The sequence below is a fragment of the Nocardia sp. CA-119907 genome, from assembly GCF_050955995.1.
Classification (GTDB): Bacteria; Actinomycetota; Actinomycetes; order Mycobacteriales; family Mycobacteriaceae; genus Nocardia.
The window spans coordinates 8,054,557-8,078,417 of the sequence record NZ_CP192091.1 but is presented as its reverse complement, the minus strand read 5'-3'; the positions used below and the strand labels follow the sequence as shown (position 1 = coordinate 8,078,417).

Sequence of the window (23,861 nt, the reverse complement as noted above, 5' to 3'; positions counted from 1 at the left end):
ACCGTGGTATCCGACCGTTGTGACGGCCGAAAAGATCACCCAACCGCATGTGCTGCGCGATTACGCATTGCTCGCCGATGGGGAACGCGGCGCATTGGTCGGTCCGCACGGAGATTTCGACTGGCTGTGCGCGCCGCGTTGGCACAGTGACGCGGTCTTCGCCGCATTGGTCGGCGGCGGTGGGGTGTATTCGGTGACCCCGACCGGGCGATATGTGTGGGGCGGGTACTACGAGCCGGGCACGTTGATATGGAATTCGCACTGGGTGGTCGGATCGTCGGTGGTCGAATGCCGGGAGGCTCTGGCATTTCCCGGCGATCCGCACCGCGTCGTCGTGCTGCGGCGCGTCATCGCGGTGCACGGCGACGCCGAGGTCGATGTGGTGCTGCGCCCCGGGTGCCGATTCGGCCGGGCACCGGCCCGCGACCTGCACCGTACAGACCAGGGGGTGTGGTACGCGCGGGTCGGTGATCTCGCGCTGCGCTGGAGTGGCGGCTCATCGGCCTCGGTGCGCGACGCGACCGGCTGGGCGGAACGAATAAGACTGCGGCAAGGCGAGATCCACGATCTGATCCTCGAATTGTCCGACGCGGCCTTACCTGCCGATGCGCCGGATCCGCACACGGCATGGGCCGGAACCGAAGCGGCATGGCAGCGCGAAGTGCCGGAGCTGGGGCCAAGTGTCGCGACCCGCGATACCGCGCAGGCTTATGCGGTCATGCGTGGAATGACCAGTGGCACAAACGGTATGGTCGCCGCCGCCACCACGTGCCTGCCGGAGCGCGCGGACCGCGGCGAAAACTACGACTACCGCTACGTGTGGATCCGTGACCAGTGCTATGCCGGGCTGGCGGTCGCTTCCGACGGACCACATCCCTTGTTGGACAACGCAATACGGTTCGTTGCCGAACGGCTGCTCGCCGATGGTCCCCGGCTGCGGCCCGCATACACCGTCACCGGCCACACGATCCCGGAGCCGAGCGAGTTGGACCTGCCCGGTTACCCGGGCGCTCGGACGGTCGTCGGTAACCGGGTGAGCCACCAGTTCCAGCTCGATACCTTCGGCGAGGCACTGCTGCTATTCGCCGCGGCCGCGCAGCACGACCGGCTGACCGAGGACGATCGCCGGGCGGTTTCGATAGCGGTCGCCGCGATCGCCGACAACTGGCATCGACCGGATGCGGGCATCTGGGAGATCGAGAACCGACTCTGGACCCATTCCAGGCTGGCCTGTGTCGGCGGTCTGCGCGCGGTCGCCGGGGTCGCGGCCAGCGGCGCCGACCCGGTGTTCTGTGCGGCACTGGCCGACACGATCATCGCCGAAACCGCCCGCACCAGTGTGCATCCCAGCGGCGCCTGGCAGCAGGCGCCCGATGCTGCGGGCGTCGACGTTGCCCTGCTCCTGCCCGCTGTTCGTGGTGGCATGTCCGTCGACGATCCGCGCAGCCTCGCGACCTACCGGGCCATCGAGCGCGAATTGTGCACGGACTTCTACGTTTATCGCTACCGCCACGACGAGCAGCCCTTGGAGACCACCGAGGGCGCGTTCCTGCTGTGCGGATTCATCATGGCGATCGCGGCGGCCCAACTCGGATACCCGGTTTCGGCCGCGCACTACTTCGAACGCAATCGGGCCGCGTGCGGCACGCCGGGGCTGTTCGCCGAGGAGTTCGACGTCACCCAGCGCCAGCTGCGCGGCAATATGCCCCAGGCCTTCGTACACGCGTTGCTGTTCGAATCCTCGGTACGCCTGCCCCGATTCGGTGACGACCACGAGAAGGAGCCGTGATGACTCATCGGTGTCCCCGGACACCGCATACCCGCTGATTGTCCGGCCATTCGCTGGGTATCACCGCTCTGACCAACCCGGATACCACCAGGAGTTTCCCATGACACAACAGGTTGGTGATCATGTCCTGCAGCGGCTGCGCGAATGGGGCGTGAAACACGTTTTCGGATACCCGGGCGACGGCATCAACGGCCTGGTCGCCGCCTTCGGCCGCGCGGACAACAAACCCCGGTTCATCCAGGCCAGACATGAGGAGATGGCGGCCTTCCAGGCCACCGGATTCGCAAAATTCAGTGGTCAGGTGGGGGTGTGCACGGCCACCTCCGGTCCGGGGGCGATACATCTGCTCAACGGCCTCTACGACGCCAAACTCGACCACGTCCCGGTCGTCGCCATCGTCGGTCAGACCGCGCGCAGCGCGATGGGCGGCAGCTATCAGCAGGAAGTCGATCTGCAGAGCCTGTTCAAGGATGTAGCCAGCGATTATCTGGTCGAGGTCAATGTCTCCAGTCAGCTGCCCAACGCGCTGGACCGGGCGTTCCGCACCGCGATGACCCGGCGCGCGCCGACCGCGGTGATCATCCCCGCCGATCTGCAGGAAGAGCCCTACGAGCCGCCCGAACACGCCTTCAAGCAGGTGCCGTCCAGCCCGCCGCATTCGATGACCGCGACGGTGATCGCGCCGTACGGCGAGATCGAACGCGCCGCCGAGATCATCGACGCCGGATCGAAGGTCGCGATCCTCGTCGGACAGGGCGCGCGCTCGGCGGCGCGCGAGGTGGTGCAAATCGCCGAACTCACCGGTGCCGGGGTGGCGAAGGCACTGCTCGGCAAGGATGTGCTGCCCGACGATCTGCCCTTTGTCACCGGCCCGATCGGATTGCTCGGCAGCAGGCCGAGCTATGAGCTGATGCGCGATTGCGACACGCTGCTCATTGTCGGATCGAACTTCCCGTACACCCAGTTCATGCCGGAGTTCGGCCAGGCGCGCGCCGTGCAGATCGATATCGACGGCACCATGATCGGAATGCGCTATCCGACCGAGGTGAATCTGGTCGGTGATGCGAAAGCCACACTGGCCGAGCTCATTCCGCTCCTGCGCCGCAAGCAGGATCGGTCGTGGCGGGAACGGATCGAGCGGAATGTGGCCCGCTGGTGGGAGACGATCGAGCGGCAGGCGATGCTGCGGGCGCAGCCGGTCAATCCGATGCGCGTGGTATGGGAACTCTCGCAACAGCTTCCGGATAACGCGATCGTCACCGCCGACTCCGGTTCGTCCACCAACTGGTATGCCCGCTGCCTGCGGTTCCGTGCCGGTATGCGCGGTTCGCTCTCCGGCACCCTGGCGACCATGGGCCCCGGTGTGCCCTATGCCATCGGCGCCAAATTCGCGCATCCGGACCGACCGGCGATCGCCTTGGTCGGCGATGGCTCCATGCAGATGAACGGCCTGGCCGAACTGCTCACCGCCGTGCGCTATTACCCACAGTGGGCCGATCCCAGATTGATCGTCTGCGTCTTCCACAACAACGATCTCAACCAGGTCACCTGGGAGCTGCGCGCCATGGGCGGCGCGCCGAAATTCGAAGAGTCGCAGGCACTTCCGGACACCTCATACGCCGATCTCGCACGCTGCATGGGCTTGCCCGCGCTCGCGATCGACGATCCGGAGCAGATCGGCGACGCGTGGACGCAGGCGCTGGCGGCGGATCGCCCTGTCCTGCTCGATATTCGCTGTGATCCGGAGGTCCCGCCGATTCCGCCGCATGCGACCTACGAGGAGATGAAGGACACCGCGGAGGCCATCATGCGCGGTGATCCCGAGGGCTGGCATCTGATGGTGCAAGGCGCGAAAACCAAAGCGCAGGAATTCGTTCCCCACCGAGCGGGGAGGCCGTCGCCATGACGGGACGGACCGGTACCGGAGCTGCCGCGGAGGTCGCCGGGTGGTGGGTGGTTCTGGTGCTGGTCTGGTTGGTGACAACCAGCGCGTTCGCCACCGATGAGTTGATCGCGGCGTGCGTGATCGCCCTACCGGTGGCCTTGGCGGCACGGGTGGGACGTATTGCGGCGCGGGGGAATTGGCGACTACCGGCCGGAGTGGCGCGGTTGTTGGCAGCGTTGCCGGGCGCGATCGTGCGCGAGGGAGCGGCCGCGCTGCTGATCGCGGCGCGCGGCAGGCCGGTCGGGCGGTTCGAGCGACTCGACATCGGCCCGCGGACAAGCGCCGACCGGCGCGCAGGGCGCGCGGCGCTGATCACCGGCGTGCTCTCCGCGACACCCGGTTCGCTGGTCATCGATGCCGATCACGAAGGCCTGCTGCTGCATGCGCTCGCGACGCCAGCGACCCGACTGCGCCGGATGTTCGGGGGCTGATCGAAATGTCCACCGCGCCTTGGCTGCTCGCATCGGGTGTGCTGCTGGCCGGTGGTATCGGTCCGGCCGTGCTGTTGTCCAGCCGCGGTACGTCGGCACATCGGCTCGTCGGGCTGCAACTGGTCGGATCGCTGTCGGTCGTCGTCCTGGTGACCCTGAGCCTCGGCCTGGGGAGACCGGACTATCTGATCGTGCCGCTGGTCCTCGTTCTGCTGTCGTTCGCTGGCACCCTGGTCTTCACGCGCCTGCTGGGGGTGCGCGATGACTAGCCTCATTGTCGACGCTCTGCTCGCGGTCGGCACCCTCGCCGCGGTCGCCGCTTCGCTGGCGGCGCTGCGGCCGCGTTCGGTCTATGCGCGACTGCACTATTCGTCGATCATCAGTTCGTTCACCGGGCCATGCGTCGCGCTGGCCGTCCTGTTCGCGCAGGGACCCGGACTGACCGCGGCCATTGTCGCGGTCACCCTCGTGCTCCTGGCGCTCACCGGCCCGGTGCTCAGTGCGGCCATCGGCAGGCTCAATGCCCGCATCGACGGCAGAATCGAGAGTCCACAATGAATGCCTTGATAGTGATCACACTGGGGCTGGTCGCGGTGACCGCGACCGTAGTCGTGCTGACCACCCGACCGCAGCGGCAAGCGGTCTCGCTCGCGGTATTCGGCGCCGTGCTGGTACCGGCGTTCCTTGTGCTCGGTGCACCTGACGTGGCGTTGTCCCAGGTCGCGGTGGGTACCGCAGTGGTGCCGCTGATGGTGCTGCTGACCGTGCGCGCGGTCGAGCGGAGGCGACGATCATGAATCGCACTGCGCGGTTGGTGGTCTTCCTCGTCGGCGGGGCCGGGCTGGTGCTACTGCTCGGACTCGCGATGATGCGATTGCCCGCGTTCGGTGGCGTGGACCATCCCTACCGTGACGCCGCGGTGGAGGCGGCGCTGCGGCGGCTCAGCCCGAATGTGGTCTCCTCGGTCAACTTCGACCAGCGCGGACTCGATACCTTCGGCGAGGAGGCCATTCTGGTGGCGGCCGTGCTCGGCGCGGCGACGCTGTTGCGCACGGAAGGGCGACGGCGGCAACGACGGTTGGATGATGTCGGGCGCATTCCGTCGGCGACCCGATTTCTCGGCTACGCACTCTTGCCGGTGACCTTGCTCATCGGCGCGGATGTGGTCGTGCACGGACATCTGACGCCGGGTGGGGGCTTCCAGGGTGGGGTGGTGCTGGCGACCGGACTGCATCTGATGTACGTCGCGGGCAGCTATCCCGCGCTGCGGCGGGTGCGTCCGCTGGCCTGGTACGAATTCGGCGAGGCGGCCGGTATGGGGACGGTGGTCGTGCTCGGCCTTGCCGGAATAGTCAGCGGCGCAGGGTATCTGGCGAATGTGCTGCCGCTCGGGCAATTCGGCCGTCTGGTGTCGGCGGGCACGCTGCCGCTGTTCAGCGTGGCGGTCGGGCTCGCGGTCGGCAGCGGCATCGTCGTACTGCTGGCGCAGTTCCTCGACGAGTATCTGACAATCGAGAGGCGGCCGTCACGATGACCATATTTCCCTATGTGATCGCCGGTTGGCTGTTGCTGATCGGCATCTACGGCGTGGTGCGCAGCCCGCATCTGGTGCACACCGTGGTGTGCGTATCGATCGCACAGTCCGGGACCTATGTCCTGCTGTTGGCGATCGGCTATCAAAAGGGCGCGTCCGCACCGATTTTCGGCTCCGCCAACCCGCCCGGCTCGCCCGTGATGGATCCGGTGGTGCAGGCCATGGCGCTGACCGATATCGTCGTCGCCGCGACGGTGACCGCGTTACTGCTGGCACTGGTCGTGCAGATCGCCAAGCGGCACGGCACCGTCGTGCCCGACGAACTGCATGCGCTACGCGGCTGATGGCCGCCCTCGACCAGGCCCTTCCGGCACTCCTGATCGCGCTGCCGGTCGCCGGTTCGTGTGTGCTGGTCGCCTTCGGACGTGTGCTGCCCAGGTTGCTGATCGATGTGATCGGTACCGGGACGGCGCTGGCCGGAACCGTCCTGGCCGGATGGCTGTTGTATCGCACCGGTGCGGGCACCGTGGTGTCGTGGTCCGGCGGGTGGCGGCCGAGACCGGGATTGACCGTCGGGATCGTGCTGGTGGCCGATCGGCTCAGTGCCGCAATGGCTTTGCTGATCGCGCTGCTCACCACGACCGCATTGCTATACGGCTGGCACTACTTCGACAGCCTGCACGCGCATTACCCGGCGCTGGTGTTGCTCTTCGCCACGGGGATGACCGGGTTCGCCCTCACCGGTGACCTTTTCGACATGTTCGTCTTCTTCGAGCTGATGGGCGTCGCCGCGTACGCGCTGACCGGGTTCAAAATCGAGGAGCCCGAATCCGTCCAGGCCGGACTGAATTTCGGGGTCATCAACTCACTCGGCGCCTATCTCTGTCTCTTCGGGATCGGACTGCTGTATGCGCGGACCGGGCAGCTCGGACTGGCTCAGTTGGGGGTCGCGATCGAAGAACGGGCCGGTGATGCCCTGGTCATCGCCGCATTCGTATTGATCGCCACCGGATGGCTGGTCAAGGCGGCGGCGGTGCCATTCCATTTCTGGCTGGCCGACGCACACGCCGTCGCACCCGCACCGGTCTGTGTGCTGTTCTCCGGAGTGATGGCGCCACTGGGTGTCTATGGACTGGCGCGGGTGTACTGGACCGTATTCGACGCGGTGCTACCCGCCGCGGGAGTGCGCCGAATGCTGCTGGTGCTCGGGATTGTTACGGCCGTGCTCGGCGCGGTGATGTGTGTACTGCAACGACATATCAAACGGCTGCTCGCGTATTCCACAATCGCGCATATCGGGCTGTTCCTGCTCGGTCTGGCCGCACTGTCGCCGCTCGGTGTCGCCGCGTCGGCGCTGTATCTCGGCGGCCACGCCGCGGTGAAGGGCGCACTGTTTCTGCTGACCGGCATGCTGCTGTCCCGGTATCGCAGCGTCGACGAGTTCAGCCTGCACGGCCGTGCGCGCGGTCAGCGGACCGTCGGTGTGCTGTTCATACTTTCCGCCTTGGTCCTTGCCGGGCTGCCGCCATTCGGTGCCGGTCTCGGCAAGGCATTGCTGGAGGAATCCGGCGCGTCCATTTTCCTGGTCACCATTGTGATCGTGGTATCGGCGCTGACCGGCGGCGCGGCATTGCGTGCTGGACTGCGTGTCTGTTTCGGCGTCGGCGCGGTACCGGAGCACAAACTCGACGACGACGAGACCACCGGGGCACATGAGGAACCCGATATCGCCGCACCGCCGAACCGGACACCGATCACCATGATGGGTGCGGTGCTGGCACTGTTGCTGGTCGCGCTATTACTGGGTCTGCCAACCGGATTCACCAGGGCCATCGGTCCCGCTGCCGTGACATTCGTCGACCCGCAGGGATACCGCGCGGCGGCCTTGATCGGCGCGAGTGGCCACCCGGGCGCGGCTCCGCATATCGAGTGGACGGGCGCTGGGCTGACGCTCGGTCTGGTGTCGACCGGTCTGGCCGTACTCACGGCACTTGCCGCGCTGTCGTTCGGCCCGTCGCGCGCACGCGCGCGGCCGTCGATGCTCCCGATCACCTCGGCGGTGCACGCATTGCACCGGCTACACAGCGGGCATGTCGGTGACTATGCCGCTTGGCTGGTCTTCGGTGCGGCCGCTGTCGCCGGACTGGTCGCGAGCGGTTGGCTGCACTGACGCGCTGATGGCGCTGATACCGGGCAGCGCGGGTGTAGGTGCCTCGGGAGCGAGTCCCTGGGAGCGGACCGGTCACGTTACCGACGCGGTCAGCCAGCGACAGCGCCGGGCAGCAGGCGGGGCAGCACGGTCGACCCGGCGGTGGCCGCCGCGGCCGACGTCGTGGCGATGGTCCAACCGACCGGACCCAGTGGCGTGCAGCCGAAATAGGCGGACAGTCCTGGAACCATGACCACCGCGCCCAGTACGGCGCCGCTGGCGGCGGTGGTGAGCCAGACCAGGGGACTGCGGTGGCCCGAGATCAGTGTCTGCCCGAGTTGCGTCCCGATGAGCGCGACCAGGCCGATGGTGGCCGCGCGTCGCCTCGTTCCGGTGTAGCGGCCGATCGTCCATGCGGTGCACGCGCCCGCCGCCGTTGCGATGCCGCGCACTGCGATGGTGCGGGTCAGATCGGGACCCAGTCGGGCAGTGGGTATTTCGGCCAGCTGTCGCGCGCGCTGCTGCGCGCCGTGCTCAGTGTCCTGCGGGGCGGGGCTGTCGCGATCCGGCGAAAGGGCGAGGGCCAGTGCGGGAAACATGTCGGTGAGCATGTTGACGAGCAGGAACTGCCTGGTGCCGAGCGGCGCCTGCCCGCCGACCACGGTGCCGTAAATGGTGAACGCGATTTCCCCGGCATTGCCGCCGACCAGCACGCCGACGGCTTCGGTGACGCGCCGCCACATGCCGCGCCCCTCCACCAGCGCGTGCAGTAGCGCGAGCGGATCCGGTTCGGTGAGCACCAGATCGGCCGCATTGCGGGCGGCCGCGGATCCGCGTGCGGCCAAACCGATTCCGATATCCGCGCTGCGAATGGCGGCGGCGTCATTGCTGCCGTCGCCGGTCATGCCGACCACATGTCCGTTGCGGCGCAGGGCGGCGACGATACGCACCTTCTGTTCCGGGGCGACCCTGGCGAAGACGGTGCTGCGCTCGATGAGTTCGGCCTGCGCGGTGTCGTCGAGGCTGTCCAGGTCGCCGCCGGTGGTGACGGTATCCACGGCGATGCCGAGTTGCCGGGCCACCGCCGCCGCGGTGACCGGATGGTCTCCGGTGATGATGCGCACGCCGATATCGTTGTCCTGCAATGCCGTCACCAGCGGCAGCGTCTGCGGCCGCGGGGTATCGGCGAGGCCGAGGAAGCCGAGCAGGGTCAGCTTGTCGACCGCGTGTTCGACATCATCGGGCTCGCCGGACAGGTCACGGCGGGCCACGACGAGTACGCGCAGGCCCTGTTCGGCGAGATCATCGATGACCGCTTGTGCGTGCTTGCGCACCTTTTGCGAGAACGGTTGCGCGGTAGGCGTTCTGGTGCAGCGCGGGAGTACCACCTCGGGTGCGCCCTTCACGAGGAGGCGCAGTTCGCGGGATGTGTGGCCCAGCGTCGCGGCATAGCCACGGTTGGATTCGAACGGGACCTCGTCGATCGGATCCCACCGATGCGCGTCGTCGCCGAGGATCTCGGCGGCGTCCAGCACTGCGCGGTCGGTGGCGTGCAGTACCGGTCCCTCGTTCGGATCCGGGCAGGCGCGGGCGGCGGCGCGCAGCAGTCGGCGCGCGTCGTCGGAGCCGTCGTCGGGTTGCCAGCGGTGGTCCAGATCGGCCAACATGGTCAGCCGCAGCCGCCCCTCGGTGAGGGTGCCGGTCTTGTCGAAACACAGGGTGTCGACCCGGCCGAGTGCCTCCACGGTGCGGCTGGCCCGGACCAGCACGCCATAGCGCGATAAGCGCCGCGCGGCCGCCAGCTGCGCCACGGTGGCGACCAAGGGCAGTCCTTCCGGCACCGCCGCGACCGCGACCGCGACGCCATCGGCGATCGCGGCGCGCAGCACCCGGCCGCGCAGCGCTCCGAGTGCGGTAACCACGGCACCACCCGACAGGGTGAGTGGCAGCGCGTGATCGGTGAGTTGCCGCAATTGGGCCTGCACACCGCCCTTGTCCGGCGGGACCGCGCCCGCGGCGGCTCGACCGGCCTGGGTTCCGGCGCCGACGGCGACCACGACGGCCCGGCCGGTGCCGTTGACGACGGTGCTGCCCTCGAAGATCATGCAGGTGCGCTCGCCGAGCGCCGCACCGGGTGTACCCGTGACGTCCTTCGCTACCGTCACCGATTCGCCCGTCAGACCCGACTCGTCCATTTCCAATTCGTCGGCGCGCAGCAGTCGCGCATCGGCGGGCACCACATCGCCCGCCTGGACGGCCAGCACGTCTCCGATGGCGAGATGGTCCGCGGGCACCGCGATTTCGGCCGGTTCGTCCTCGTGTACGTTCGCGCGGTCGACCAGTCGCCCGGTGAGCCGTTCGCCCGCGAGCAGGTCGCGCAGTTCGCTTTCGGCGCGCTGGCGCTGGAGTGCTGAGATCACCGCATTGACCGTGAGCACGGAGGCGAGGAGTGCGGCATCGGAAGGCGCACCGAGGATCGCGGTGGCGGCGGCGCCGACGCCGAGAATCGGCGCCAGCGGATCATTCAGCTCATGGCGCAGGTGGCGGGCGAATGACATCATCGGCGCGAAAGTTGTTGCTACCACGCCTCGTTCGGCCCCCGGCGGTGTCCTCCGCTCATCGATCGAGGGAGGTTGCGGCAGACGATCGAGCACCTCGCCGGATTCCAGTGCGTGCCAGGGCAGCAGGGGTGCCAGGGTGGCGGGCGGTGCGGTCCTGGCCGCTCGAATGCCGGTGAACGCGCCGGTCATCAGGCCGGTCCACTGTGCCGCGAGCATCGGAGTGGTTCGGAGGTGGCGGTTCGGCGCGACGGCGAGCAGCAGCCCGCCGAGTGTGCACGCCGATAGGGCCAGGGTGCGGCCGCGTTCGCTGACCTGACGGGCGGGACCGACCGTGGCAAGGATCCGCTGGACCTGATCCAGGTCGCGGCAGAGCGCGTCGGCGGCCCACGACGGTTCGCCGTGGTCGGCACCGAACAGTCCGATCGCCACATCGGCTCGCGCCAATGCCTTGTGTGTGCGCGGGCTCAGCACCGCGACCACATGCCCATCCGCTTGCAGGCGCTGCACGAGTTTGCTGGTCGACGCGCTCGCCGAGACGAATTCGTCAGCGAGCGGACGCAATTCGCCCGCATCCTCATGGGCGCTGAGAATCACCCGCAACCCCGCCCGCCGCGCCGATGTCAGCACATCGTGCGCGCTCGGGTCGAGCTCCCGCCCGAGCAGCACCCGCCCGACCGGATGGTCACCGTCGCGCAGCTCACGCCAGACCGGACGCAGCGTTGCGCCGCGATCAGGGGCGCCCGTGTTCGGATGTACCAACCGTGGCCCCTCCTCGGCAGCGTCGTCGTCGGACTCTGCCGCCCACAGCACCCGCTGCGCGGCACTCCAGACCTGCGCGGCCGGCCATTCGTCATCGGCCGATTCCGCATCGAGCACCAGCCGATGTGGCGTGAGCAGCGCCTCGGAGTCGACGACCAGGGCGGACAACCGGTCCAATCTGCGCCACACGCCCCGATGCAGGGTGAGCACCCCCGCCCGCGCGAGGACGGTGGACGCGGTGGCGGCATAGGCCTCGCGGCTGGCCCGTGCCGCCTTCGGCGCACCGAGCCCGAGCGCATCGGCGGCATCGCTCAACCGGCCGAGGCCCAGGAGTGCCCCGGTGCCGACCAGCGATCCGGCGGCCGTCTCGTCCGCGACCCGCTCGATGGGGCCGCGCGGCAGATCGGTGGGGCGGGTATAGGGCGGCAGCGGATCGGCGACGTCGGTATGTTCGCGTCGCACCAGATCGTCCTCCCAGCTGCGCCATTGCCAGCGCTGGGCGATCGCCTCGGCGAGCAGGAAGGTGCGCTGCGCGGCATCGGCGACCAGCGTCGCAATCCCGTCGGCCGCGTCCTCGCCCAATGCGGTTCCGGCCGCGGTGACGACCGTCAGCACCATATCGGTACGGGTGCGTCCGAGCCGCGATTCGAGCATCCCGCGGAGCCGTGGCTGGGTGTCGGTCAGCGCGGCGATCGCCCGTACCGCGCGCATCGGCCTGCGCAGCGGCAGCGTCGCGGTGACCGTGCTCATCGCGATCGCGCACACCTCGCTCGCCACCTGAATTCCGGCCGCCAGCACCGTTTCCCGATCCTCGGGATACTCCTCGGTCCGACTCCAGTCCAGTTCGGTGACGTCATTGGACTGCTCGACCGCTTCGATGACTTCGAGTAGTTCCGGCAGTCCGGCCGCGCCCTCGGCCATGGTGGCGACCACCCGGCCGGTCACCGCGTTGACCTGCGACCAGCGCACACCGCGGAGGCGGCCGAGCCGTTTCTCCAATGTCCGCGCGAGGGCCGCGCCACGTCCGGTGCGCAGACCGCGCACCTCGATGGTGGCCATGTCCTCGTGCAGCGCCACCCGTCGGTTGGCCCGTCGCGTCCGTGGGTCGACCAGGTCTCGAAGATCGTCACCGAGCTGGTTGTCCGGGCCTGGTTGCAAGACATCGGTCGCGGCCGAGGCGACATCGGTCGCGGCGGAGGCGGTATCGAATGCCGTCGTCGCGGCACCGGCCGCGGCCGTCACCGCCCGCAGCGGCGCCTCCGCGATGTGCACGCCCAAACCAATGGCCGCCGATAGACCGGTGCGTACCGTACCGGTCAGCGCCGCGGTCGGTTCCTCGATCCACCACGGCGACAGCACCCCACCTGCCGATCTGCCCATATTCGGCAACTACCCGGCGTCGTCGGATGCAAACAGCGCCGAAAACGGTTGGCGTAAGCGCGCGTCCCCTCAGATTGGTGGGCCACTCACGCGGGTATTCGATGAGCAGATCGATCTTCGGAAATAGCGCAGATGTCAAGGCGATGGTCGCGGCTGCCGGCACCGTCAACGAGGACGAGGACCGCAATGGCGCGGTGTGAGCACGGCGGATCCCGCGATCGTCGCCTCGATTTGTCGCCCCGAGCTAGCCTCGGGTCATGTGCCGAAATATCACCTCGCTACGCGGGCTCGAGCCCGCGGCGACACCGGAAGAAGTGCATGCGGCTGCCCTGCAGTACGTCCGCAAGGTGGGCGGGCTGTCCAGCATTTCCGCAGCTACCCGTCCGGCGGTCGATGCCGCGGTCGCCGATATCGCGGCCGCCACGATGCGGCTGCTCGAGCAATTGCCGGAGCGCAAGGTGCCTCCGAAGACCGTGCCGCCGCTGCGCCGCCCCGAAGTGCAGGCCCGCATCCACGCCCACGCGCACGACTGAGTCCCGGCTGCTCTGAGCAGATCTGCTGAGGGCAGCGCGGCGAGATTTTCGCGGTGCGTCCGGGGCACGGTGGAGTCATGGCTCACGATGACAAGACACCGATGTTCAGTTGGCGCGCCAGGGAGCAGCTGCTCAGCAGGCGAATATTGGTACTGGACGGCCCGCTCGACGACGATAACGGGACGCTGCTGATGACTCAGCTGCTCACGTTGGCCGCCGAGGATGCCGAGTCGGGGATCTCATTGTGGATCCACTCCCCGGGTGGTTCGGTTCCCGCGATGCTCGCCATTCGCGATGTGATGCGCCTCGTGCCGTGCGAGGTATCCACCCTGGCGCTCGGATTGGCTTGCAGCGCAGGTCAATTCCTCTTGTCCGCGGGTACGCCGGGGCGGCGTTTCGCGTTGCCGCACGCGCGGGTGCTGATGCATCAGGGGTCGGCCGGAATCGGCGGCAGCGCCGTCGATGTCGAGGTGCAGGCCGATGATCTGCGCTACACCGTGGAGACCGTCCTCGGCATCATCTCCGGCGATACCGGACAGCCCTATGACCGGATCTACGAGGATTCGCTGCACGACCGCTGGTTCAGCGCGGCGCAGGCCAAGGAGTACGGCTTTATCGACCACATTGTCGACTCGTTCGGGCAGATCGTGCCCCAGCGTCAGCGGATCGGAATCACGGCATGACCTACACCATTCCCAATGTGATCGCCCAGCATCCGCGCGGCGGCGAGCGCATCACCGATATCTACTCGCACCTGCTGGCCGAGCGCATCGTCTACCTCGGCACCCCGATCGACGCCGGTGTGGCCAATGCGCTCATCGCGCAACTGCTGCATCTGGAGTCGGAGAGTCCGGAACAGGACGTCAACCTTTACATCAACTGCGAGGGCGGCGATCTGTCCGCGATGCTCGCGATTTACGACACCATGCAGTTCATCAAGGCTCCGGTGCTCACCACCTGCGTCGGCCAGGCCATCGCGGTCGGCGCGGTCCTGCTGGCCGGTGGCGCGCCCGGTCGCCGATCGCTGCTGCCCCATGCGCGCGTGGTGCTGCATCAGCCGGCCGCCCGTGGCCAGGGCGCGATTCCGGATCTGATCCTGCAGGCCGATGAACTGGTGCGGATGCGCGGCGAGATCGAGTCGATCCTGGCTCGGCACACCGGGCAGTCGGTACAGCGGCTGCGTCACGATACCGACCGCGATCGCGTGTTCACCGCCCAGTCGGCGGTCGACTACGGTCTCGTCGACAACGTGCTCGGATCCTAGATCCGGCTGATGCTCGGCCGGACCCGCCGGGCCGCCCGAGTCGCGGTGGCGCCGGCGGCACGCCGCACCCAGAGGCTTGCTATGCCGCCAGCGCCATAAGGGTAGGCGTTGCGCTGGCGCGCGGTGCGGACTGCCGGGCGAAGGGGGGCCGACGGAGTGCGCGCAATTCGTCGGCCACCTGTTCGGTCAGACCGAAGAGGGTGGTGCCGAGCGCACCCGCCAAGGCCGCGATCATCTCGCTCGACGGCTCCTTGCGTCCACGCTCCACCTCGGAGAGGTATTGCGGCGAAATACCCGCTCGCCCAGCGGTTTCGACGAGCGTCTCGCGCTGCTCGCGCCGCAGCGTACGCAACCGTTCGCCGAGCACCTCACGCCACAGTGGCTCGGGCTGCCTCGGCTGGTCTTCGCGTCCGCCCGGGATCGAGTGCAGTCTCGGATGCTCGGTCATATCCAGAGCGTACGACCGCGACCACCGATGCGGTCGATCATTACGCTCTGGGCGTACAAACCGCGAAGGCCCCATGCCCCCAACGGACACAGGGCCTTTCGCGTCAGACGGGATCAGGGCAGCGGAATCCACTGGCCGAACAGCCAGAATCCGTGTCCGGCCGGCTGCTGATCCGGCCGCTGTTCCTGATGCTGATCCGGCCGCTGCTGGTCGCGTCCCTCTTGTCGATCGTGCCCCTGCTGCTGCTCGGCGGTCGGACGCTGATCGGCCCCCGGATCGGCACTCGCCACACCGGCGCCGACACCGAGCAGACCGACTAGCACACCGCCCGCGATCGCTCCCGTGGCCAGCTTCGACTTGATCTTCATCCAGGTTCCTCCTGTTGTCGGGCCTCGATCCGAGGCGGTCGACCCGTTCGAACCGGACCGACAGGACAATCCTCTGGGCTCGGTATTTGCGCCTCCTAGGCCGTGGCTGTGAGTTAGCTGTATGAAATACCCGGCCGCTTCTGCGCCGCGCGACGGCTCCTCTGCAGTGCCCGACGCCCCCATGCGTTGCGCGACGACTTCTCGATCATGTTGCGCGTGAACACAACCCGCGCGATGTATCGGCGCTGGATAGCCAGGAGTACGCTCAACCATCGGCGGCATGCCCGATCAGCTCACCCAGATCGTCGCCGGATTCTGCGCGGCGTTCGGCGACCCCGATGATGTCAGGGGGCGAACTTCGCCTCGTGGAGGAAGGAGAAGGCAATGACCATCCGGAAGGTGACCGTTCTCGGGACCGGGGTGCTCGGTTCGCAGATCGCGTTCCAGACCGCGTTCCACGGATTCAGTGTCACCGCCTACGACATCAGCGACGACGCGCTCGCCGGTGCCCGCGAGCGCATTGCGAAGCTGGTGGCGACCTATCGCGATGAGGTGTCCGGGGCGGGCGGCGGCAAGGCCGAAGAAACCGCGGCGGGCATCGCACTGACCACCGATCTCGCCGCGGCGGTGCGGGATGCCGATCTGGTGATCGAGGCGGTGCCGGAGGTCCTCACCGTCAAGGAGCAGACCTATCGGCAGTTGGGCGAACTCGCGCCGGAGCACACGATCTTCGCCACCAACTCCTCCACCCTGCTGCCCAGCGATATGAAGGACTTCACCGGTCGGCCGGACCGGTTCCTCGCATTGCATTTCGCGAACCAGGTGTGGAAGTACAACACCGCCGAGGTGATGGGCACACCCGAGACCGATCCGAAGGTGTACCAGGCGGTGGTCGAATTCGCCACGGCAATCGGCATGGTGCCCATCGAGTTGCACAGGGAAAAGGCGGGCTACGTCCTCAATTCGCTGCTCGTGCCGCTGCTCAACGCCGCAATGTCCCTGAGCGCGGGCGGCTTCGCCGAACCGGAAGCGGTCGACGATACCTGGCGGATCGGCACCGGGGCACCATACGGGCCGTTCCAGATTCTCGATGTCATCGGCCTCACCACCCCCTACAACATCCTCGTCCATGGCGGCGAGGATGAGCAGCGGCTCGCGGCCTGGCTCAAGACCAATTACATCGACAAGGGCAAGCTCGGCATCGCCACCGGCGAGGGCTTCTACAAATACACCGCGTAGCTCACAGTTCAGAAGTACCGCGATGTCCCGCCTGCGTGCACTTGCGCGCGGTGCAATCGGGTTGCTTCGGCCGCCGCTGGCGCGCAATGGGTTTCGGGCCAGCGGCGATCGCCGAAAGCGCAGTCCGATGCCGGCTGGCGAACTAAAATCGGTTCGGTGGGGCAGGACTCGTCGACGAAAGATGATGCGGCGCGGTCGAAGCTGGTGCGCCTTGCGGTAATCGGTGGCGTTGCGATGGCGACCGTGCTGGTTGTGATCGTGGCGTTCGTGGTCGGCTCCGACGACAGCGCCAGCGTGGCCGCTCCGGTCGACCGCCCGAACGATACGACCCCGGTGGCCGCGGTGTGGGCGGTGCCGAAAGTGTTTCTGGGCGAATGGAAGGGCGTCGCCAGCGACGGTCACGCCGCACACGACATCGTGTTGACCATCAAGTCCGGTAAGAATGCCGAGGAGGTCGCCACCTCCTCGGATACCGATCAGGGTTCCGGTAACCGCTGCGATCGCATCGGACGCATGGTCAGCGGCACCGAGACCGAACTCGTCTTCGCCGCGCGACTGACCGGCGGTATCGGCTGCGAACTCGGCATATCGACGGTCGAGCTGCGACCGGATGGCACCGTCACCTACCGCGCGGGTCAAGGCGGTGCCATTACCGGCACACTGCGGAAGAGCTAGCTGCTCGATACCTTTTCGCGGATATCCGCTTCGGCGAACCAGGTTCGGTAGAAGGTGTACGCCAGCGCCGCGAAGACACCGAGCAGCGCGACGCCGAACGGGAACGGGGAGTTCGCCATGGGCAGTGCGAAGTAGCGGACGCACAGGAGTACGCCCGTGAATGTCGCGATACCGAAGGCCACCACTCGGGCGCGTCCGCCGTCCCAACCCCGGTCGGGATCGCGCAGAACCGATTCCACGGTCAGGCACAGTGTCGCGCCCGCCACCAGATCGACGCCGTAGTGCGCGCCGAGGCCGAGTGTCGCGATCAGTGTGCAGACCAGCCAGAACCCGCCACCCCAGCGCAACCAGAGCGGCCCGCGCCGGGAATGAATGAACAGCGACAGCGCCCACGCGGTATGCAGTGACGGCATGCAATTTCGCGGGGTGATCCCGTCGAACGGCATCGATTCGACCGAGGACGGCAGTGCCGGAACGATAGTCGGCCAGACATCGGCGAGTTCGAAACCATGTCCCTCCGGTCCGAAGGCGAGCACCGGTCCCACCACCGGGAAGACCACATAGAACAGCGGACCGACCACCCCGAGGGTGAGGAATGTTCGCACCAGGTAGTGCCGCGGCCAGATCCCGGTCGTCACATTGCGCAGCTGCCAGGCGGCGACCACGATCGCCGCGACCGGCAATTCGAAATACACCCACCGCACCACACCGAGCGGTACCGGTCCCGCCGCGTCGAGTGCCTGCCCGACCAGCCACGACGGATTCCCGAGCGCGTGATCGGCCAGCTCCGCATAGGGATCCAGCACCATCGGGCAGGCCCATGCGGTGATGTCCAACCAGATCTCGCCGACCTTCGTCGCCAGGATCAGCAGCGCACCGAGCGCGATGGTCCGCAGCGCCGTTTCCCGCCGTGCCCCCGTCCAGCGCACCGCGGCGATCACGGCCAGCGCGGTCAACACAATGGTCGGACCATTGCCGACGGTGAACGACCGCCCCTCGATCGCCCGAATGATCACAAAGATCACGTCGATACCGATCGCGGCCCCCAAGGCGCGCAACCGAACCGGCCCCGAAACCCCGATCAGCGCCAGCAGAAATCCGGCCCATGGTGTGGTCGCGGACTTGGGCCGTCCGATGTAATCCCAGGAAAGGCTGGTCAGCGGTCCCAATGCGTCGATATGCACGGCCATGAGCTGCCCCGCGACGAGCATCAGAACCGCGCCCGCGAAGCTGCCCCAGATCACCCAAGATCGAAACCGACGCGCAACGCCCACTCTCTCGTCAGGTGGACTGGAACTGTCTTGCGCGTCGTAAATCAGCATTCCGACATCGTAAACACGACGTGAACACCGCTGTGCGCGCCGATTAACGGAGCCTGTGAGTTCCGGTCGGGCGCGGTCGTTCGCACCCGGATCCCTACTCGGAGCTGAACTCACTCATGGCAATCGCACCGACCGAGACTGTGCCGCCGCGCCCGTCGTCCAACGGCGTGCTTGCCGGTCACGACCGGAATGGCCGAATCCCTTGGTGCGGTGTCGGATTCAGGGGCGGGCGATGTGCAGGGGTGCGCGGTGGTGGACGGCGTCGACGGCGGCCCAGCGCACGGCCTCGGCCGCGACCCCGGAGCCGTCGATACCGACGAGCACGGGGGGATTGATGGTGTTGGCGGACATATGATTTCGCCCTTCTGCGGGACCGATATTGCCTACTCGCACTACCCGGGCAACGGTGCCGACCACCGCAGCACCGTGCCCCCCTCCTCGCCTTTGGTCACGCTGAAGCTGCCGCCCGCCTGCTCGGCGCGCGCCGCCAGATTCGCCAGCCCGCTCATCCGCTGCACGTCGTCGGGCATGCCGGTACCGTCGTCGGTCACCTCGATGGTGACATCGTCGCGCACCCGGAGCTGGACCGAGACCGCATGCGCATGCGCGTGCCGCACCGCATTACTCACCGCCTCGCGCAGCACCGCCTCGACATCGTCCGAGAGCGGTGACTCCAACACCGACACCGGCCCCGCGAGCCGGATCGTGGTGCGCAGCCCGCTTTCGCCGACCATATCCGCGATGACGCCGTGCAGACGCTTGCGCAGCGTCGGTGCACCCGCGGTGGTGGTGCTGTGCAGATCGAAGATCGAGTGCCGGATGTCCTGCACGATCGACTGGATGTCCTGAATGGTGTCGGCGAGCCGGGATTTGACCTCGGGGACGCGGGCCCGCTGCGCGGTGCCCTGCAGCGACAGGCCGACCGCGAACAGTCGCTGGATGACGTGATCGTGCAGGTCGCGGGCGATTCGGTCGCGGTCGGCGAGCACATCGAGCTCCCGCATCCGCCGCTGCGTGTTCGCCTGCCGCAATGCCAGTGCGGCCTGGTCGGAAAAGGCGGCCATCATCGACCGCCCGGCCGCGTCCAGCGGCTGGGCGCCGTTGGGCCGCACGGTGGCGAGCACACCGATGACCGCGTCTTCGGCTCGTAGCGGCAGGATCAGTGCCGGGCCGTATTTTTCCGGCACATCGAAGATCGGGCTGAACGTCAATTCGTCGAGCGCGACCACCCGTCCGTTGCGGAACACCTCCGCGGAATGCGATTCGCCCATCGGAATTCGGTGTCCGAGTAGTTCATCCGCGCCGACTCCCGCGGCGGCGACCACCACCAGCTCGGTGACATCTTCGGCGGGCACGTCGGAATCTTCGGGGAGCGCCAGGAACGTGCAGGCCGACTGGGTGAGGTTCAGCGCCCGATCGGCGACCAGTTCGAGGGCGGCGCCGGGTTCGCCGCCCGCGAGCAGTTCGGTGGCCACATCGCGATTGGCTTCCAGCCATTGCTGACGGATCCGGGACTGTTCGTAGAGCCGGGCGTTGGCGATGGCGATACCCGCGGCGGCGGCCAGCGCCTGCACCACGACCTCGTCGTCCTCGGTGAACTCCTGGCCGCCGGACTTCTCGGTGAGGTACAGATTGCCGAACACTTCGTCACGGACCTTCACCGGAACGCCGAGGAAGGTGCGCATCGGTGGATGGTGGGCGGGGAAGCCGACCGACGAGGGGTGCTTGGAAAGGTCGGTCAGCCGAATGGGTTTGGGTTGTTCGAAGAGCAGGCCGAGCACACCGTGACCGCGCGGCAGATCGCCGATCATGACCCGGGTCCGGTCGTCGATGCCCTCGTAGACGAATTCGGCGAGCTGATTGCTGGTCTTATCGGTTTCGCGCACACCGAGCGCCCCGTATCGGGCGTCCACCAGTTCGATGGCGGTGTGCACGATCGAGCGCAGGGTGTTATCGAGGTCGAGCCCGGCCGTCACCACCAGCATCGCCTCTAGCAACCGGTCCATCTGATCGCGGACGCCGACGATCTGCGCGATCCGATCCTGAACCTCGCCGAGCAGCTCACGCAATCGCAGCTGCGACAAGGTTTCGGTCACCGGTATCCGGTCGGACAGCTCCGACTCGTCTTCCATATCCTGCATTTTCGCACGTGTGGTGCGCGGCGATGCGATATCGATTCGCTGAGCGCTGCTCAGTCCGGTTTCGTCGGCGTGTTGAGCTTCGAGGCGAGCACCGCGGCCTGGGTGCGTCGCTCGACCCCCAGTTTGGTCAGCAGTCGGGAGACGTAGTTCTTCACGGTCTTCTCGGCCAGGAACATCCGAGTGGCGATCTGCCGGTTCGTCAGCCCCTCACCCAGCAGATCGAGCAGCGTCCGCTCCTGGTCGGTGAGGTTCGCCAGCGGTCCGTTCTTGGTCCTGGCCTCCTCGCGCAACTTCGCCATCAGGGCGGCGGCCGCACGGTTGTCCAGCAGTGACTTGCCCGCGCCGACCTCGCGAATGGCCTCGACCAGTTCCAGGGTGCCGATGTCCTTGACCACATATCCGCTGGCCCCGGCGAGGATGGCATCGAGCATGGCCTGCTCGTCGGTGAACGAGGTGAGGATCAGACAGCGCAGCGTGGGGTGGTGGTCCAGGAGTTCGCGGCACAGTTCGATGCCATTGCCATCGGGGAGCCGAACGTCGAGGACCACGACCTCCGGACGCAGTGCGGGAATGCGTGCCAAGGCCTGCGCGACGGTGCCCGCCTCGCCCACCACATCGAGATCCGGTTCGGCATCGATCAGATCCCTCACACCGCGGCGCACGATCTGGTGGTCGTCGACCAAGAACACACTGGTCATCACGGAGCACCTTCCTCCAGTACCACTTCAGCGTACTGACCGGGCCGATATGGCGTGTCGGAGATGGTCCCCGGATCGGTGACGAAAGTCCCTTAGTTCCGGCCGGACTTGGTCGGCTTTGGACCAGGAGCGTGGCGCGACTACCGCTCGGGCTTTTCGTCGCTCATCGTGAGGATGTCGGCCAGCGGGCGGCGCGGTGTCGGCTGGGGGTGCGGTTCCTCGTCGGGCGCGGTGCCGACGCGGATCACGACCTGGGGGACACCCGGGTGGGCGAGCATGCGCGTGATGGCCGTTCGGGTCGCGGATATCTCGGTGATGTGGGTCAATGCGCAAGTGGCCGAACCGGTCGCCGCGCATTCCAACAGCACAGCCGAGAGGGCTTCGCCGGTGTGCAGCCAGGTTGTGATGGATTCACTGGACGAGCTGAGCACCAGCAGGCGCGCGTGGTCCTCGAGCAGGGTGGCGCGGCGCGCGGAATGCGGTGCGGACGGGAAGGACCGCCCGACGCTGACGCGGGCGAATTCGGCGTCAGAGACGAGCGCCTCGCGCGGAACGCCCTCGGGATCGCCGGAATGTCCACTCCACCAATGCAATTCGGCCTGATAGGGCATATCGTAGCGGCGGGTTGCGGTGGCCTGCGCCGAGGTCGCCGCGATTTCGGCCGTCGCGTTCTCGTCGAGGACGTCGAGTTCGAGGTCGTGTGGGGTGACCAGCATCCGTGCGGTGTGCACGAGCTGGGACCAGTTGGTCGGCGGGTAGAACGGCAGCCGATCGGTGTGCCGGTGATCGATGGCGCGGGCGCGGGCCAATATGCCGATCGGGGGATCCGGCCAGGGGCGGAATTCGATCACCGCCAGATAGTCGGAGCGTCCGGAATCGGGCAGCCGCGTCGTATCGGTGTGCCACCCCACTGCGGCGAAGGCCGTGCGGACGTGGTGCAGCATCGTGCCACAGCTGATCACCAACTGCCTGCCCATGGGGTCGGCCGAGGTCAACAGCCGGTCATTGTCGCGGTACAGGTGCATCCGGGTGCCGTCGAATACCCAGTGCCACGGCTGAGTGTTGTGTACCGACGGCGCCCGGCTGGCTTGGCCCATGACCGCCAGTACCGTCGCGCCGTTCGGCACGGAACCTACAGGGGAGGAGCCGCTATCGGTCATACCGTCGAGTGTCGTCCGGCGCTGTGGCATTCGATATGGGCTTTGCGCCCGTTCTCGAAGGCCCATGGTCACCCCGGCCGGTGTGCGACCGAGCGGCGCCGCGACGAAACCAAGGTCCTCGATTCGCGTGCCCTTCGGCCCTGTTCGACATGCGCGCGCCCTGGCGACACTGCCAGCGTTGGGTGCACTGTGTCCGAAGAAGGGGTACCGAGTGAGTACATCCGAACTGTGTTCGACCGGAACGGTTTCTAACGGGGTCTGCACCACACAGGGTGCGGTGGACCCCGTGCAGATCTCCCGCACGATGCGCGCGATCGACCGGGTACTGCGCGGCCACCGAGTCGATGCACCGGCACGGATGCGGCTCATCGGCTCGCCGTGTACGGATGGTCCGATGTTGGCGCAGGCGAATGTGGTGTTCCGGGATCTCATCGTGCGCGCTCAGGTTCCTGGGCCGACCGGATTCATCGCGACCGTGATCGCCGACCGTCTCGACCGGCAGCTCGCGCGGCTGATCTCCGGTGATATCCCGCGGTACTGGCCCGATCCGGCACGTCCACCGTTGGCGGCGAGCACCGAGGAACGCCCGATCGTGCGCGAGAAGTCCTGCGCCATGCTGACCGGGGCACCGACCGATGCGGTGCGGGTGATGGAGGCGATGGACTACGACGCCTATCTGTACACCGATGCGGAGACCGGCGAGGACGCCGCCGTCTACTGGGCGGGACCGCTCGGCGTGCGCTTGGCGCGTCAGCATCGAAGGCAGCCGCCCGAGTCGACCTCGGGGCTGTCGCTGACCATGAATCCGCACCCGACGCCGCGGCTGACCCGAGCCGAGGCCGCGGCACGGCTGTGCCGGTACGGCCTGCCGTTCCTTTTCTTCACGGATCCGGGCAGCGGACGGGGACGATTGCTGTATCGCCGCTACGACGGTGCGCTCGGGCTGGTCCTGCCCGAGGAGGCTGCGCGATGATGACCGAGTTCACCGCGAGCGACCACCCGGGGCATGCCGTTGTGGAACTCGATCGCAGCACGGCATTGAGCCTGCTCGCGACGGTCCAGCTCGGTCGAGTGGTGTTCAGCCGCAACGCATTACCCGCGATCCGCCCGGTCAACCACCTGGTCGAGCCGGACGGCCGGATCATTGTGCGCACCCGCGTCGCGTCCAGACTCACCTCGGCCGTGCGCGCCAACTCCGATGTAGTGGTCGCCTACCAGGCCGACGATATCGACCCGCAGCTGCGCACCGGGTGGTCGGTAGTGGTGACCGGGCTCGCCCGCCCCGTCACCGATCCCGTCCGCATCGCCCGCTACGAGCGCCTATTGCACTCCTGGGTCGACCAGGTCATGGACGCCGTCATCGAGATCGAACCGTCCATCGTCTCCGGCATCCGCCTCATCGAACAGGTCGCCTGAGCCTGCTGGGACCCGCAGCTGTCGACGGCGCTGCCGATCCGGCGGCCCG

Annotated in this window: 24 protein-coding genes; 16 read left to right on the top strand and 8 right to left on the bottom strand. The window is 67.5% G+C overall.

Features of this window, described 5'->3' with window-relative positions; all coding sequences use genetic code 11:
* The first annotated feature begins 19 nt into the window (after window positions 1–19).
* The 9 genes from ACQP2D_RS36315 to ACQP2D_RS36275 all read left to right on the top strand — a co-directional run bounded on the left by ACQP2D_RS36315 (window position 20) and on the right by ACQP2D_RS36275 (window position 7,869).
* Window positions 20–1,789 (top strand): glycoside hydrolase family 15 protein, encoded by a 1,770-nt coding sequence (locus ACQP2D_RS36315; RefSeq protein WP_433680442.1) that lies wholly within the window; start codon window positions 20–22, stop codon window positions 1,787–1,789.
* Window positions 1,790–1,889: 100 nt separating this feature from the next.
* Complete coding sequence (locus ACQP2D_RS36310; RefSeq protein WP_433680441.1) at window positions 1,890–3,695, top strand: thiamine pyrophosphate-requiring protein; 1,806 nt, start codon at window positions 1,890–1,892, stop codon at window positions 3,693–3,695.
* Window positions 3,692–4,165, top strand: a complete 474-nt coding sequence (locus tag ACQP2D_RS36305; RefSeq protein WP_433680440.1) for a Na+/H+ antiporter subunit E — start codon at window positions 3,692–3,694, stop codon at window positions 4,163–4,165. The genes ACQP2D_RS36310 and ACQP2D_RS36305 overlap by 4 nt, the downstream gene beginning before the upstream one ends.
* A 5-nt stretch (window positions 4,166–4,170) precedes the next feature.
* The gene (locus tag ACQP2D_RS36300) at window positions 4,171–4,434 is read left to right on the top strand and encodes a monovalent cation/H+ antiporter complex subunit F (protein ID WP_433680439.1); all 264 of its coding nucleotides are present in this window, start codon (window positions 4,171–4,173) and stop codon (window positions 4,432–4,434) included.
* The gene (locus ACQP2D_RS36295) at window positions 4,427–4,723 is read left to right on the top strand and encodes a monovalent cation/H(+) antiporter subunit G (protein WP_433680438.1); all 297 of its coding nucleotides are present in this window, start codon (window positions 4,427–4,429) and stop codon (window positions 4,721–4,723) included. Before ACQP2D_RS36300 ends, ACQP2D_RS36295 begins: the two co-directional genes overlap by 8 nt.
* Window positions 4,720–4,962 carry a Na(+)/H(+) antiporter subunit B gene (locus tag ACQP2D_RS36290; RefSeq protein ID WP_433680437.1) on the top strand — a complete coding sequence of 81 codons (243 nt, stop codon included), beginning with the start codon at window positions 4,720–4,722 and terminating at the stop codon, window positions 4,960–4,962. The genes ACQP2D_RS36295 and ACQP2D_RS36290 overlap by 4 nt, the downstream gene beginning before the upstream one ends.
* Window positions 4,959–5,699 (top strand): MnhB domain-containing protein, encoded by a 741-nt coding sequence (locus ACQP2D_RS36285; protein ID WP_433680436.1) that lies wholly within the window; start codon window positions 4,959–4,961, stop codon window positions 5,697–5,699. Before ACQP2D_RS36290 ends, ACQP2D_RS36285 begins: the two co-directional genes overlap by 4 nt.
* Window positions 5,696–6,043, top strand: a complete 348-nt coding sequence (locus ACQP2D_RS36280) for a sodium:proton antiporter (protein WP_433680435.1) — start codon at window positions 5,696–5,698, stop codon at window positions 6,041–6,043. Before ACQP2D_RS36285 ends, ACQP2D_RS36280 begins: the two co-directional genes overlap by 4 nt.
* The gene (locus ACQP2D_RS36275; protein ID WP_433680434.1) at window positions 6,043–7,869 is read left to right on the top strand and encodes a complex I subunit 5 family protein; all 1,827 of its coding nucleotides are present in this window, start codon (window positions 6,043–6,045) and stop codon (window positions 7,867–7,869) included. The genes ACQP2D_RS36280 and ACQP2D_RS36275 overlap by 1 nt, the downstream gene beginning before the upstream one ends.
* 89 nt (window positions 7,870–7,958) lie before the next feature.
* Here the strand turns inward: ACQP2D_RS36275 and ACQP2D_RS36270 are convergent, their stop codons facing one another.
* On the bottom strand, window positions 7,959–12,548 hold the full coding sequence (locus ACQP2D_RS36270; protein ID WP_433680433.1) for an HAD-IC family P-type ATPase: 4,590 nt from the start codon (window positions 12,546–12,548) through the stop codon (window positions 7,959–7,961).
* Window positions 12,549–12,805: 257 nt separating this feature from the next.
* Between ACQP2D_RS36270 and ACQP2D_RS36265 the strand changes: the two genes are divergently transcribed.
* From ACQP2D_RS36265 to ACQP2D_RS36255, 3 genes are all read left to right on the top strand, one after another.
* Window positions 12,806–13,081 carry a DUF2277 domain-containing protein gene (locus ACQP2D_RS36265; RefSeq protein ID WP_433680432.1) on the top strand — a complete coding sequence of 92 codons (276 nt, stop codon included), beginning with the start codon at window positions 12,806–12,808 and terminating at the stop codon, window positions 13,079–13,081.
* Window positions 13,082–13,158: 77 nt separating this feature from the next.
* On the top strand, window positions 13,159–13,764 hold the full coding sequence (locus ACQP2D_RS36260) for a ClpP family protease (RefSeq protein WP_433680431.1): 606 nt from the start codon (window positions 13,159–13,161) through the stop codon (window positions 13,762–13,764).
* Window positions 13,761–14,345: a ClpP family protease gene (locus ACQP2D_RS36255; protein ID WP_433680430.1), complete on the top strand. Its 585-nt coding sequence runs from the start codon at window positions 13,761–13,763 to the stop codon at window positions 14,343–14,345. Before ACQP2D_RS36260 ends, ACQP2D_RS36255 begins: the two co-directional genes overlap by 4 nt.
* Window positions 14,346–14,424: 79 nt before the next feature.
* Here ACQP2D_RS36255 and ACQP2D_RS36250 read toward each other — a convergent pair whose 3' ends face one another.
* Together ACQP2D_RS36250 and ACQP2D_RS36245 are read right to left on the bottom strand one after the other, a co-directional pair.
* Window positions 14,425–14,793, bottom strand: coding sequence for a helix-turn-helix domain-containing protein (locus tag ACQP2D_RS36250; protein WP_433680429.1), 369 nt, complete (start codon window positions 14,791–14,793; stop codon window positions 14,425–14,427).
* A gap of 113 nt (window positions 14,794–14,906) precedes the next feature.
* Window positions 14,907–15,161 carry a hypothetical protein gene (locus tag ACQP2D_RS36245; protein ID WP_433680428.1) on the bottom strand — a complete coding sequence of 85 codons (255 nt, stop codon included), beginning with the start codon at window positions 15,159–15,161 and terminating at the stop codon, window positions 14,907–14,909.
* 384 nt (window positions 15,162–15,545) lie between these two features.
* Between ACQP2D_RS36245 and ACQP2D_RS36240 the strand changes: the two genes are divergently transcribed.
* Together ACQP2D_RS36240 and ACQP2D_RS36235 are read left to right on the top strand one after the other, a co-directional pair.
* Entirely contained in the window at window positions 15,546–16,400 is an 855-nt protein-coding gene (locus ACQP2D_RS36240; RefSeq protein ID WP_433680427.1) for a 3-hydroxyacyl-CoA dehydrogenase, read from the top strand.
* A gap of 156 nt (window positions 16,401–16,556) precedes the next feature.
* Complete coding sequence (locus ACQP2D_RS36235; protein ID WP_433680426.1) at window positions 16,557–17,075, top strand: hypothetical protein; 519 nt, start codon at window positions 16,557–16,559, stop codon at window positions 17,073–17,075.
* On the opposite strand, the gene ACQP2D_RS36230 is transcribed toward ACQP2D_RS36235, so the two are convergent.
* From ACQP2D_RS36230 to ACQP2D_RS36210, 5 genes are all read right to left on the bottom strand, one after another.
* Window positions 17,072–18,319 carry a DUF5933 domain-containing protein gene (locus ACQP2D_RS36230; protein WP_433680425.1) on the bottom strand — a complete coding sequence of 416 codons (1,248 nt, stop codon included), beginning with the start codon at window positions 18,317–18,319 and terminating at the stop codon, window positions 17,072–17,074. The genes ACQP2D_RS36235 and ACQP2D_RS36230 overlap by 4 nt on opposite strands.
* A 297-nt stretch (window positions 18,320–18,616) precedes the next feature.
* On the bottom strand, window positions 18,617–18,748 hold the full coding sequence (locus ACQP2D_RS36225) for a universal stress protein (protein WP_433680424.1): 132 nt from the start codon (window positions 18,746–18,748) through the stop codon (window positions 18,617–18,619).
* Window positions 18,749–18,789: 41 nt separating this feature from the next.
* Window positions 18,790–20,529 carry a sensor histidine kinase gene (locus tag ACQP2D_RS36220; RefSeq protein ID WP_433680423.1) on the bottom strand — a complete coding sequence of 580 codons (1,740 nt, stop codon included), beginning with the start codon at window positions 20,527–20,529 and terminating at the stop codon, window positions 18,790–18,792.
* Between the two features lie 59 nt (window positions 20,530–20,588).
* On the bottom strand, window positions 20,589–21,236 hold the full coding sequence (locus tag ACQP2D_RS36215; protein ID WP_433680422.1) for a response regulator: 648 nt from the start codon (window positions 21,234–21,236) through the stop codon (window positions 20,589–20,591).
* 140 nt (window positions 21,237–21,376) lie between these two features.
* Complete coding sequence (locus tag ACQP2D_RS36210) at window positions 21,377–22,396, bottom strand: Acg family FMN-binding oxidoreductase (protein ID WP_433680421.1); 1,020 nt, start codon at window positions 22,394–22,396, stop codon at window positions 21,377–21,379.
* Between the two features lie 211 nt (window positions 22,397–22,607).
* Between ACQP2D_RS36210 and ACQP2D_RS36205 the strand changes: the two genes are divergently transcribed.
* Both ACQP2D_RS36205 and ACQP2D_RS36200 read left to right on the top strand, forming a co-directional pair.
* The gene (locus ACQP2D_RS36205; RefSeq protein ID WP_433680420.1) at window positions 22,608–23,369 is read left to right on the top strand and encodes a sigma 54 modulation/S30EA ribosomal C-terminal domain-containing protein; all 762 of its coding nucleotides are present in this window, start codon (window positions 22,608–22,610) and stop codon (window positions 23,367–23,369) included.
* Window positions 23,369–23,812 carry a pyridoxamine 5'-phosphate oxidase family protein gene (locus tag ACQP2D_RS36200; protein ID WP_433680419.1) on the top strand — a complete coding sequence of 148 codons (444 nt, stop codon included), beginning with the start codon at window positions 23,369–23,371 and terminating at the stop codon, window positions 23,810–23,812. Before ACQP2D_RS36205 ends, ACQP2D_RS36200 begins: the two co-directional genes overlap by 1 nt.
* Window positions 23,813–23,861 lie beyond the last annotated feature (49 nt).